The following is a 10,402-nucleotide window of genomic DNA, read 5'->3' as shown; positions in this document are numbered from 1 at the left end:
GCACCGCTCAAGCGGATCGCGCTGATCCCCATTACCGGCATGCCAGGCTCGACGGGACCCGCTCTGTGGGGCTGGTCGCGGTGGCGCTGGGGCTGGTTGCCCGCGGCCGGCCGCGCCGAAGGCTTCCCGTATCGCCGTGGCGGGGGCGCGCGGCCGGGCCGCGCCGCCCATCGACGCGGGGGTGGTGCCGGTGGCCGTGGTGGTGCCGCCGACCGGGCTCGCACCGCTCAAGCGGATCGCGCTGATCCCCATTACCGGCATCCCAGGCTCGACGGGACCCGCACTGTGGGGCTGGTCGCGGTGGCGCTGGGGCTGGTCGCCCGCGGCCGGCCGCACCGAAGGCTTCCCGTATCCTTGTCCGCAGCAGAAGGGGAGTAGCTCCTCGCCGGACCGTCGACATACTGCCCGCCCCTTGAGGGGTGGGCCGGCGCCCGGAGCGTACGGGAGCGCCGCCGCGCACGGCGGGCGTCGTACGCCAGCGAGACCTTCGGCCGCAGTGTCCGACGCTGCCGTGCCGAAGCGATCCCTCCCCCGGGGCCCCTCGGCGCGGCCCTATCCAACGAGGTAACCAGCCTGTGTTCAGCATCACCGTCGCCGCCGTGGTCTTCGGCGTCGTCTTCCTCGCCGAACTGCCCGACAAGACCGCCCTCGCCGGGCTGATGCTCGGCACCCGCTACCGCGCCTCGTACGTCTTCGTCGGCGTGGCCGCCGCCTTCGCCATCCACGTCGGCATCGCCATCGCGGCGGGCAGCGCGCTCGGCCTGCTGCCGCACCGGCTGCTGCAGGCGATCGTGGGGGCGCTCTTCCTCGGGGGAGCGGCGATGCTGCTCTTCAAGAAGGACGACCACGAGGAAGAGATCCGCAAGCCCGCGGACCAGAGCTTCTGGAAGGTCTCCGGAGCGGGCTTCACGCTGATCCTGGTCGCCGAGTTCGGCGATCTCACCCAGATCATGACGGCCAACCTCGCCGCCCGCTACGACGACCCGCTGTCGGTCGGCGTGGGCGCGGCGCTGGCCCTGTGGTCGGTCGCGGCGCTCGGCATCCTGGGCGGCCGCACCCTGATGAGGTACGTACCGCTGCGACTGATCACCAAGGTCGCGGCGGCGGTGATGCTGGCGCTGGGCGGCTTCAGCCTGTACGAGGCCGTGGCGGGCTGAGGCCCGCGAGGGGGGCGGGGGAGGGCAGGCCGGCCGGTCGGCCCCGCCGCTGAGTCGAGGCGCTCAGTAGCGTCGAGGCGCTCAGCTCGAGGCGCTCAGTCGCGTCGAGGCACTCAGTAGCGTCGAGGCGCTCAGTCGCGTCGAGGCGCTCAGTCCGAGAAGTGCAGCCGCAGGCTGCCGTCGGACAGCGCCTCGACCCGCACCTGCTCCAGATCCCGCACGTGGACATCCGGGGCCAGGGCCGCGGCCCGCGGTCCGACCCCGACCACCCGCATCCCGGCCGCACGGCCCGCCGCGATGCCGGCCTCCGAGTCCTCGAAGACGACGCAGTCGCTCGGTGCGAAGCCCAGCTCGGCCGCGCCCTTCAGGAAGCCCTCGGGGTCCGGCTTGCTCGCGCCGACGCACTCCGCCGTGATCCGCACCTCCGGCAGCGGCAGCGCGCCCTCGCCCATCCGGGCGAGGGCGAGACCCTTGTCGGCGGAGGTCACCAGGGCGTGCGGGAGAACGGCCAGCGAGGCCATGAAGGCGGGCGCGCCGGGCACCGGTACGACGCCGTCGAGATCCGCGGTCTCCCACCGCAGCATCCGCTCGTTGTCGGCCAGGTTCTGCTCGACGGGACGGTCGGGGAGCAGCAGCGCCATGGTCGCGTGGCCCTGCCGTCCGTGGACGACCTTCAGCACGCTGTCCCCGTCCAGCCCCTGCTCGGCGGCCCACCGCCGCCAGCAGCGCTCGACGACGGCGTCGGAGTTGACCAGGGTGCCGTCCATGTCGAGGAGCAGTGCGCGGGCGGTGAGCGGGGCGGTGGCCGGCATGGGCGTACTCCAAACACTCCAGGCGCGGGAAGAGACAAGCGGCTCCGCCCGCCGGTCAGGGAATGCGGGCGGAACCACTTTGTTCCTTCACGATACAAAGCAGCCCGGCCGTACGCCAGTGGGTTGGGGGCGCCAATTGCCGCGCGGCTCGGCGCCGCTACGGCTCATCGGTCCGGGACTCCAGGTCACGGCGGGTGTTCCCGCCGTAGACGCCGTCCGGATCGCCCTTCAGGTCGTACCGCTTCTGATAGGTGGAGACCGCGTCCTTCACCCCGCTGTCGTACTCCCCGTCCGCCGCCCCGAGATACATCAGCAACTGCGTCAGCCGCTTCTGCAGCTCGGCGACCTCGGCCCCGCTGTCGCCCTCGCGCAGCACCGGCGGGCCGGTGGGCTCGGGGCTCGCGGGTGTGCTGGAGGGCGAGCCGGTCGCCTCGGTCGGCTTCGGCTCGGTGGCCGGGTGGGCCGCGGACGCCGACGCGGAGGCGCGCACGACGGTCGGCGAGGCGCTGCCGCTCGGGCGCGCCCCGCCCGGCTCGGCGGCACCGGAGGCGGTGGTGCCGGGCGTCGCGCTCGGGGCGGGGCCGCCGGGTGCCGCGGCGTCCCCGGCCGCCGTGTCGTCGGTGGCCGGGGCGCTGGTCCGGGTGGCGGAGAGCGTACGGTCGCTCTTCTCGCCGGCGTCGTCCTTGCGGTCCGCGCCGCCCAGCAGGCCGGTGCCGAGGGCCAGCGATCCGGCGACGGCCACGGCGGCGGCGCCCGCGGCCACGATCGCGATGGCCTTGCGCTTGCTCTTGCGGTGGCGGGCGGGGCCGGACGCGTCCGCGGCCTCGGCTTCGTCGTCCGCGCCGTCGCTGTCGTCCGCGGCGTCTGCCGGGGGCGTGCCGTCCCCGCCGCCGGGTCTGTCGTCTCTTCCCTTCTCGTCTCTTCCCTTCTCGCCGCTCTCCTCGCCGGGGTCGCCGGGGTCGCCGGGCTCGCCGGGGTCGCCGGGCTCGCCGGGGTCGCCGGGGTCGACGGAGTCGCCGGGGTCGACGGAGTCGCCGGGGTCGACGGGGTCGATCACCTGCGTCTCGTCGGCGTCCGCGAACATCCGCACATCCTGCGGATCGGGGCCGGTCGCGCTCTCCTCCAAGAGCGTCACATAGGGGCGCGTATGCATCCGGTCATCGGTGTCTGCCGCCGCCGAGGCGGCGGCAGCGGCGCGTGCGGCGCACTCGCAGCCGGGGCGGCCATTGGCGCGGGCCGGTGCGAGGCAATGCGGGCAGGACTCTGCCGTCACGGAACTTTCCCTCCCTGGAGTCGCAGCGATTATGCGCACCCGAACGCCTTCCGCGCATGTGTTCGCCCGCCGCCTGACCCGGCTCGGCGGTCTGTAACAGGGCATAAAGGTCCGGATGGGGCGAGGATGAGGGTGAGGAGTATCCGAGCCCCGAGGTGCGCGGGCATCCGCCACACCAGATCAGCCGAGGAGTCACCATGGCGCAGGACGCCGGCCGCCCGGCTCCGGCTCCAGGAGTCCCGGATCCCGGGACCCCGGACACCCCGGCAGCCGGCCCCGGAGAAGGCCGGTCGCGGCGTACGGTCCTGGTGGCCATCGGCGCGCTGCTGCTCGGCATGCTGCTCGCCGCGCTCGATCAGACGATCGTCTCCACCGCGCTGCCGACCATCGTCAGCGATCTGGGCGGGCTGGACCATCTGTCGTGGGTCGTCACCGCGTATCTCCTCGCCTCGACCGCCGCCACCCCGCTGTGGGGCAAGCTCGGCGACCAGTACGGGCGCAAAAGGCTCTTCCAGGCCGCGATCGTCATCTTCCTGGTCGGCTCCGCGCTGTGCGGGCTCGCCCAGGACATGGGCCAGCTGATCGCCTTCCGCGGGCTGCAGGGGCTGGGCGGTGGCGGGCTGATCGTGCTGTCGATGGCCATCGTGGGCGATATCGTCCCGCCCCGCGAACGCGGCCGCTACCAGGGTCTCTTCGGCGCCGTCTTCAGCGCCACCAGCGTGCTCGGACCGCTGCTCGGCGGGGTGTTCGTCGACCGTCTCAGCTGGCGCTGGGTCTTCTACATCAACCTCCCCGTCGGCATCGTCGCGCTGCTCGTCATCGCGTCGGTGCTGCACATCCCGGTGAGCCGGACCCCGCACCGCATCGACTACCTGGGCACTTTCCTGATCGCCGCCGTCGCCGCCGCCCTGGTGCTGATGGCCTCGCTCGGCGGCGTCACCTACGGATGGGGCTCCTGGCAGATCGTCGGGCTCGCCGTGCTCGGCGCGGTGCTGCTGGTGGCGTTCGTACGGGTGGAGCGGCGGGCCGCGGAGCCGGTGCTGCCGCTGAAGCTGTTCCGCAGCCGCACCTTCACGCTCTGCGCGGTCATAGGCTTCATCGTCGGCTTCGCGATGTTCGGCAGCATGGTCTATCTGCCGACCTTCCTCCAGGTCGTCCAAGGCGTCTCGCCGACCATGTCCGGCGTCCATATGCTGCCGATGGTCCTCGGCATGCTGTTCACCTCCACCCTCTCCGGGCACCTGGTCAGCCGAACCGGCCGCTACAAGGTCTTCCCGATCCTGGGCACCGCCGTGACCGCCGTCGGGCTGCTGCTCCTGCACCAGCTGCGGGAGTCCAGCGGGGTGGTCGAGATGAGCGCGTACTTCTTCGTCTTCGGCGGCGGGCTCGGCCTGGTCATCCAGGTGCTGGTGCTGATCGTGCAGAACTCCGTCAGCTACCAGGACCTGGGCGTCGTCACCTCCGGCGCGACGTTCTTCCGCTCGATCGGCGCGTCGTTCGGCGTCTCCGTCTTCGGCACCATCTTCGTCAACAACCTCCGCCCCCACATCGCGGACGCCCTCGCCGGACGGCGGCTGCCGCCCGGTATCACGCCCGAGGGGCTGGCCGCCGATCCGCGGACCATCGGCCGGCTGCCGCCGGGGCCACGGGCCGGGGTGCTGCACGCCTTCGCCGTCTCCATCACCGATGTGTTCCTGTACGCGGTACCGGTCGTCCTCGTCGCCTTCGTCCTGGCCTGGTACCTCCGGGAGGAGCCGCTGCGCGGCAGCGTCACCGCGCCCGAGGGCAGCGAGATACTGGCCTCCAACCCGGTCGAGCGCTCCTCGCACGACGAATGCGTGCGGGCGCTGTCGCTGCTGGGCAGCCGGGAGGGGCGGCGGCAGATCTACGAGGACATCACCCAGCGGGCCGGGCTCGACCTCAAACCGGCCGCGAGCTGGATGCTGCTGCGCATCGCCCACAAAGGCTCGGTCCAACCCGCCCTCCTCGCCGAGCGCACCCCCGTACCGCTGCGGGCCATCACGGAGGCGGCGCGCCAGGTCGAGGAGCGCGGGCTGGGCGTGCGGTACGGCCTGGGCCTGACGCTGACCGCCGACGGCCGGGAGGCGGTGGCCCGCCTCTACCGGGCGCGCGAGGCGTCGCTGGCGGAGCTGCTGGGCGACTGGTGGTCACCGGAGCGCCCGAGGGATTTGATAGAGCTGGTGGACGAGCTGTCGCAGGAGATGTGCGGCTCGGACGCGGAGCAGCCCAGGGCCCCGCGGCCGCCGCGGGACACCGGGCCCGCGCCGCATGCGCCGTGAACCCGGTGCGCCGCGGGACACCGGGCCCGCGCCGCATGCGCCGTGAACCGGGCCCGGTTGTGTCAGTGGTACCGGTCCAGCTCCTTGGCCATCCAGACCTCGGCGTACGGCCCCCCGGTGAACGGCGCGACCTCCCGGTAGCCGTGGCGGGCGTAGAGCGCCCGGGCCTCGACCAGGTCGAGCCGGGTGTCCAGCGCGATCCGCGCGGCGCCCAGTCCGCCCGCCGCCGCCTCGGCGGCCGCGAGCAGTACGCCGCCCCCGCCGAGTCCGCGCTTGGCGGGGCGTACGAAGACCCGCTTGAGCTCCGCCGTACGCTCGTCCAGCAGCCGTAGCCCGGCGCATCCGGCGAGCTCGTCCGCGTGGTGGGCCAGCAGGAAGACCCCCTGCGGCGGGGCGAGGTCATCACTGGGCATCTCCGCCAGCGCCTGCTCGATCTCCTCGGCGGTCGAGTCCCGCCCCTCGTGGAGCCGGTAGTAGCGGTCGGCCACGTCCACGAGGTACTCGCGCAGCAGCGTCGCCGAGACAGGGTCATCGACGGGGTGTGCGGCCACCGTCCAGGAAGCGATCGTGGGGGTGGGCTGACAGCTCATGCCCGGCATCCTGACACCCGCCCTCCCGCACCGCACCTCGTTTGAGGACCGGAGACCGGGCTACCCGGTATGAAGAGCCCCCGATCCGGAGGGGGAAATCCGCGGGAAGGCAGAAGCAGACCATGTCAACTGTCGCCATCAGCATCGTGGTTGTGGTCGCGGTCGTGCTCGCGATCGCGTTCGCCATCCGTCTCGCACGTGGGGGTGCCAGCCGCAGAGAGCGTGTGCTGCGACGCCGCTTCGGGCCGGAGTACGAGCTGACCGTCGCTCAGCACGCGGGCGACACCCAAGCGGCGCAGCGGGAGCTGGACGAACGGCTCACGCGCTATGGGGAGCTGAGGGCGGAACCCCTCTCCGGTGAGCTGCGCGAGCGGTATGTGGCGGAGTGGGCCGGTGTGCAGGAGGACTTCATCGAGTCCCCGGAGCGCGCGGTGGCCGCCGCCGATCAGCTGCTGGCCCGGCTCGCCCGCGACCGCGGCTATCCGTCCGGCCACTACGAGGAACAGGTCGCGGCGCTGTCCGTGCACCACGCCGACTGTCTGCAGGGCTACCGCCGGCTCCATGACATGGCCGCGCGTGCCCGCGAGGGCCGGGCGGACACCGAGGAGCTGCGCGAGGCCGTCGTGCATGCCCGGCCCTTCTTCGAGGACCTGGTCAAGCCCCCGCACCACGGGGCCACCGGCCGTCATGAGGCCACCGACACCACTCCTCATGCCGCCACGCACCATGCCGCCACGCACCATGCCGCCCCGCACCACGACGGCACGCCCAACGACGGCAGGCCCCACGGCAGGCGTCAGCGGTGGGCGCTGCGAACGGGCCACGCCCGGAAGGGCGGTGCCTGGTGACGGACCCGGCCGAGCGCAGCGACCGCACTGACCCGATCCTCCCCACCGATCCCTTCGACGCACGCGGCCCGGGGCGCCCGGAGGACGCACCGGGACCGGACCGGAACGGCCACCGCCGCCACGGTCTGGAGAAGCACGAGGTGCCGCCCATGCCGGACGCGATACCCGCCACGCGGTCATCGGAGCTGTCGGGTCCCGCGGAGTCGACGGAGCAGCGGGAGCGGACGAGGACCCCGGACGGCCCCAGCTTCCCCGTCCTGCCGACGAGCGAGCACGACAAACTGACCCAGCGTCTGCGCCACGCGGTCAGCGGCTTCGTGGACTCCCCCCGCGGCTCGGTCGAGGAGGCCGACATCATCCTCGATGAGATCACCACCCGGCTCACCGACCTCCTCTCCGAGCGCCGTCGCACCCTGCGGGCCGCATGGCACGACGACGCCACGGCCGCCTCGGAGACCGAGGAGCTGCGGCTGGCCATGCGTGGCTATCGCAATGTGCTGGAGCGCCTGCTCAGCATCTGACCCCGCCGACCCTGCCGCCTCCTCCCCCCTGGCCGCCGCCCGGACTCCCCTCCGGGCGGCGGCCCTTCGCGGTCGCGGCGGTCCTCCCGGTCAGGGGGAGAAGCGGCAGTAGCCGCCATCTCGCATTCGAGATAAACTCCCATATGTGAGAGACGCTGAAGAGGGCGAGGTCCTGGGAGCCCGGCTGGCCGGGCGGTTGGCCGAGCTGCGGGTGGAGCGGGGCTGGGCGCTGGACGAGCTGGCACGGCGGGCGGGGATCAGCCGCTCGACGCTCTCGCGCCTGGAGCGCGGGGAGATCAGCCCGACCGCCGCCCTGCTGGGCAAGTTGTGCGCGGTTTACGAGCGCACGATGTCGCGGCTGCTGGCCGAGGTGGAGTCCGAGCCGCCGCAGGTGGTGCGCGCCAAGGCGCAGACGGTGTGGCGTGACGAGGCGTCCGGCTTCGAACGCCGCTCGGTCTCCCCACCGCACCCGGGGCTGCGCGGCGAGATCATCGAGTCCACCCTGCGTCCGGGGGCGGACATCGCCTACGACGGACCGCCGGTACCGGGCCTGGAGCACCACATCTGGGTCCTGGACGGGACGGTGGAGATCACCGCCGACGGCCATGCGCACGAGATCGCGGCGGGGGACTGTCTGCGCTACCGGCTGTGGGGGAGTTCGAGGTTCCGCTGCCTGGGCCCGGAGCCGGTGCGCTATGCGGTGATGGTGGTCCTGCCTTGACCCGTATACCCGCGACCCGCATACCCGCCATCGACCGCCTGACCGCCGACGACTACCACCACAGCGTCAAGGGCCTCGCCGAGGTCCTGGCCGACGCCGTGGACGACGGCGCTTCCCTGGGCTTTCTGGCCCCCTTCGACCACGCCGCCGCCGTGTCCTGGTGGCAGGACGCGGCCCCCGCCGTCGCCGACGGCAGCCTGACGGTCTGGGTCTGCCGCGACCCCGAACTCCCCGGCGGCATCAGCGGCACCGTCAGCCTGGCCCTGTCCCCCAAGGCCAACGGGCGGCACCGCGCCGAGATCCTGAAGCTGATCGTCCACCGTGCGGCCCGAGGCCAGGGCATCGCCCGCGCCCTGCTGGCCACCGCCCAAGCGGCCGCCATCGCCGCCGGCGTCACCCTGCTGCTCTTGGACACCCGCACCGCCAGCCCCGCCGAGTACGTGTACTTCGCCGACGGCTGGACCCGCTACGGCATCGTCCCCGACTACGCCACCGACCCGGACGGCTCGCTCGAGGACTGCAGCTTCTTCTACAAGCGGCTCCCGTACCGAGGGTGATCGGCCGGGGTGAGGAAGCCGAAACGTCGGGGCCACCTGAAACACGGGGGAAACACCGCTGGTACGGGTCCGGGCGAGCGGGGTCCCGACGCGGTCTGACCGCGACACCACCCGAAGCGGGGGCGCACCGCGAGACCTCTCGCTTCACTCCTCCACCAGTCGGATGGCCGCCGCCGGGCAGCCCATCGCCGCATCACGGACCTCGCCCTGCACGTCGGCGCCGGGCCGCTCGTTCAGCAGGACGACCGTCCCGTCCTCGTCCCGCTGGTCGAACACCTCGGGCGCGGACATCACACACTGGCCCGACCCGACACACTTGGCTGCTTCGACTTCCACGCGCATGGTGACTCAGGCTCCCCTCGTTACCAGGTGACGGGCAGATCGTAGCCCCCGTGACTCAACTGCGCCTGCGCGCATAGGGCGTGGCCGAATCAGCTCGGCCCGCCGAATTTCGGGGGCCCCGGTGGGGTTGCCGCAGTACGGTCCCGGCATGGACGACGAGGACGGCTACTTCGGAGAGCGTGTCGCCGCGACGTACGACGAGTCGTCAGGGGACATGTTCGAGCTGGGAGCCATCGACGCCACGGTCGGCTTTCTGGCGGGGCTCGCCGGCGGCGGCCGCGCCCTTGAGTTCGGCATCGGAACGGGGCGTATCGCGCTGCCGCTGGCTCGGCGCTCAGTCCCGGTCCACGGCATCGATCTGTCGCGGGCGATGGTGGCCCGGCTGCGGGCCAAGCCGGGCGGCGACGCGATCGGCGTGACGATCGGCGACTTCGCGACGACGACGGTGGACGGCAGGTTCTCCGTCGCCTATCTGGTCTTCAACACGATCATGAACCTGACGACGCAGGCGGCGCAGGTGGCCTGCTTCCGCAATGCCGCGGCTCATTTGGAACCCGGGGGGTGCTTCGTCATCGAGGTGATGGTTCCCGAGCTGAGAAAGCTCCCGGCCGGACAGGACATCGTGCCGTTCCATGTGACCCCGACGAAGTGGGCGTTCGACGCCTACGACATCGCCACCCAGGCGATGAGTTCGAACTACGTCGAGGTCGTCGACGGCCGGGGCGAGTACCGGTCGATCCCGTTTCGGTACGTGTGGCCGTCGGAGCTCGACCTGATGGCCCAGCTCGCCGGGCTGCGGCTGCGTGAGCGGTGGGAGGGGTGGACGCGGGAGCCCTTCACGAACGAGAGCGGCCGGCATGTGTCGGTCTGGGAGAAACCCGCCGCATGACCGCGAGCGGGGGTGATCCCGCCGCCCACCCCGCCGTTTCAGCGGCCGGTCAGCCCTGCTTGGGTGCGGCCTGCTGGACGACCTCGAAGGACCACAGGGTGGAGCCCGACGCGGCGGGCTTGTGCTGCGGGGCGTCCTCGCCGCCGCGCTGGTGGGCCGCCTTCATGGGGCCCTCCATCCACGCCTGGAAGTCCTCCTCGCTGCGCCAGCGGGTGTAGACGAGGTACTGGTCGGTCCCCTCGACCGGGCGCAGCAGCTCGAACCACTCGAAACCGTCGGAGTTCTCCACGGATCCGGCGCGCGAGGCGAAGCGCTTCTCCAGCACCTCGCGCTGCTCCTCGGGCACGGTCAGGGCATTGATCTTCACGATGCTCATGGCTCCATCTTGCCGC

The 10,402-nt window shown here is 72.4% G+C and carries 12 protein-coding genes; 7 read left to right on the top strand and 5 right to left on the bottom strand.

What is annotated here, in order from left to right; translation table 11 throughout:
- Positions 1 to 575: 575 nt before the first annotated feature.
- The gene (locus tag ABZU99_RS32000) at positions 576 to 1,157 is read left to right on the top strand and encodes a TMEM165/GDT1 family protein (protein ID WP_356048494.1); all 582 of its coding nucleotides are present in this window, start codon (positions 576 to 578) and stop codon (positions 1,155 to 1,157) included.
- A gap of 149 nt (positions 1,158 to 1,306) precedes the next feature.
- Here the strand turns inward: ABZU99_RS32000 and ABZU99_RS31995 are convergent, their stop codons facing one another.
- Together ABZU99_RS31995 and ABZU99_RS31990 are read right to left on the bottom strand one after the other, a co-directional pair.
- Entirely contained in the window at positions 1,307 to 1,969 is a 663-nt protein-coding gene (locus ABZU99_RS31995) for an HAD-IA family hydrolase (protein WP_356048492.1), read from the bottom strand.
- Positions 1,970 to 2,126: 157 nt separating this feature from the next.
- The gene (locus ABZU99_RS31990; RefSeq protein WP_356048490.1) at positions 2,127 to 3,242 is read right to left on the bottom strand and encodes a peptidoglycan-binding domain-containing protein; all 1,116 of its coding nucleotides are present in this window, start codon (positions 3,240 to 3,242) and stop codon (positions 2,127 to 2,129) included.
- A 197-nt stretch (positions 3,243 to 3,439) separates the two neighbouring features.
- On the opposite strand from ABZU99_RS31990, the gene ABZU99_RS31985 reads away from it, so the two are divergent.
- Positions 3,440 to 5,542: an MFS transporter gene (locus ABZU99_RS31985; protein WP_356048488.1), complete on the top strand. Its 2,103-nt coding sequence runs from the start codon at positions 3,440 to 3,442 to the stop codon at positions 5,540 to 5,542.
- 62 nt (positions 5,543 to 5,604) lie between these two features.
- On the opposite strand, the gene ABZU99_RS31980 is transcribed toward ABZU99_RS31985, so the two are convergent.
- Positions 5,605 to 6,132 (bottom strand): GNAT family N-acetyltransferase, encoded by a 528-nt coding sequence (locus ABZU99_RS31980; protein WP_355951408.1) that lies wholly within the window; start codon positions 6,130 to 6,132, stop codon positions 5,605 to 5,607.
- A gap of 122 nt (positions 6,133 to 6,254) precedes the next feature.
- Between ABZU99_RS31980 and ABZU99_RS31975 the strand changes: the two genes are divergently transcribed.
- The 4 genes from ABZU99_RS31975 (at position 6,255) to ABZU99_RS31960 (ending at position 8,779) form a co-directional block, all read left to right on the top strand.
- On the top strand, positions 6,255 to 6,980 hold the full coding sequence (locus tag ABZU99_RS31975) for a hypothetical protein (RefSeq protein WP_355951405.1): 726 nt from the start codon (positions 6,255 to 6,257) through the stop codon (positions 6,978 to 6,980).
- A complete protein-coding gene (locus ABZU99_RS31970; RefSeq protein ID WP_355951402.1) occupies positions 6,977 to 7,501 on the top strand; it encodes a hypothetical protein in 525 nt (174 codons plus the stop codon). The genes ABZU99_RS31975 and ABZU99_RS31970 overlap by 4 nt, the downstream gene beginning before the upstream one ends.
- 145 nt (positions 7,502 to 7,646) lie before the next feature.
- Positions 7,647 to 8,222, top strand: coding sequence for an XRE family transcriptional regulator (locus ABZU99_RS31965; RefSeq protein ID WP_355951399.1), 576 nt, complete (start codon positions 7,647 to 7,649; stop codon positions 8,220 to 8,222).
- A 5-nt stretch (positions 8,223 to 8,227) separates the two neighbouring features.
- Positions 8,228 to 8,779, top strand: coding sequence for a GNAT family N-acetyltransferase (locus ABZU99_RS31960; RefSeq protein WP_355951489.1), 552 nt, complete (start codon positions 8,228 to 8,230; stop codon positions 8,777 to 8,779).
- Between the two features lie 144 nt (positions 8,780 to 8,923).
- Here ABZU99_RS31960 and ABZU99_RS31955 read toward each other — a convergent pair whose 3' ends face one another.
- Positions 8,924 to 9,121 carry a ferredoxin gene (locus ABZU99_RS31955; protein ID WP_355951396.1) on the bottom strand — a complete coding sequence of 66 codons (198 nt, stop codon included), beginning with the start codon at positions 9,119 to 9,121 and terminating at the stop codon, positions 8,924 to 8,926.
- 148 nt (positions 9,122 to 9,269) lie between these two features.
- Here ABZU99_RS31955 and ABZU99_RS31950 point away from each other — a divergent pair, with 148 nt between their 5' ends.
- Positions 9,270 to 10,010, top strand: a complete 741-nt coding sequence (locus ABZU99_RS31950) for a class I SAM-dependent methyltransferase (RefSeq protein WP_356048485.1) — start codon at positions 9,270 to 9,272, stop codon at positions 10,008 to 10,010.
- A gap of 49 nt (positions 10,011 to 10,059) precedes the next feature.
- Here ABZU99_RS31950 and ABZU99_RS31945 read toward each other — a convergent pair whose 3' ends face one another.
- On the bottom strand, positions 10,060 to 10,386 hold the full coding sequence (locus ABZU99_RS31945; RefSeq protein WP_356048483.1) for an antibiotic biosynthesis monooxygenase: 327 nt from the start codon (positions 10,384 to 10,386) through the stop codon (positions 10,060 to 10,062).
- Positions 10,387 to 10,402: the final 16 nt, after the last annotated feature.

The sequence above is a fragment of the Streptomyces sp. NPDC005266 genome (genome assembly GCF_040607655.1).
GTDB lineage: Bacteria > Actinomycetota > Actinomycetes > Streptomycetales > Streptomycetaceae > Streptomyces.
Note: the sequence above shows the minus strand (reverse complement) of the source record. Positions and strands in the feature narration are given on the sequence as shown.

Bases quoted from the DNA above. Each gene is read 5' to 3' on its own strand.
- ABZU99_RS31995 (WP_356048492.1), bottom strand. From the start codon at position 1,969: ATGCCGGCCACCGCCCCGCTCACCGCCCGCGCACTGCTCCTCGACATG.
- ABZU99_RS31985 (WP_356048488.1), top strand. From the start codon at position 3,440: ATGGCGCAGGACGCCGGCCGCCCGGCTCCGGCTCCAGGAGTCCCGGAT.
- ABZU99_RS31980 (WP_355951408.1), bottom strand. From the start codon at position 6,132: ATGAGCTGTCAGCCCACCCCCACGATCGCTTCCTGGACGGTGGCCGCA.
- ABZU99_RS31975 (WP_355951405.1), top strand. From the start codon at position 6,255: ATGTCAACTGTCGCCATCAGCATCGTGGTTGTGGTCGCGGTCGTGCTC.
- ABZU99_RS31955 (WP_355951396.1), bottom strand. From the start codon at position 9,121: ATGCGCGTGGAAGTCGAAGCAGCCAAGTGTGTCGGGTCGGGCCAGTGT.
- ABZU99_RS31950 (WP_356048485.1), top strand. From the start codon at position 9,270: ATGGACGACGAGGACGGCTACTTCGGAGAGCGTGTCGCCGCGACGTAC.
- ABZU99_RS31945 (WP_356048483.1), bottom strand. From the start codon at position 10,386: ATGAGCATCGTGAAGATCAATGCCCTGACCGTGCCCGAGGAGCAGCGC.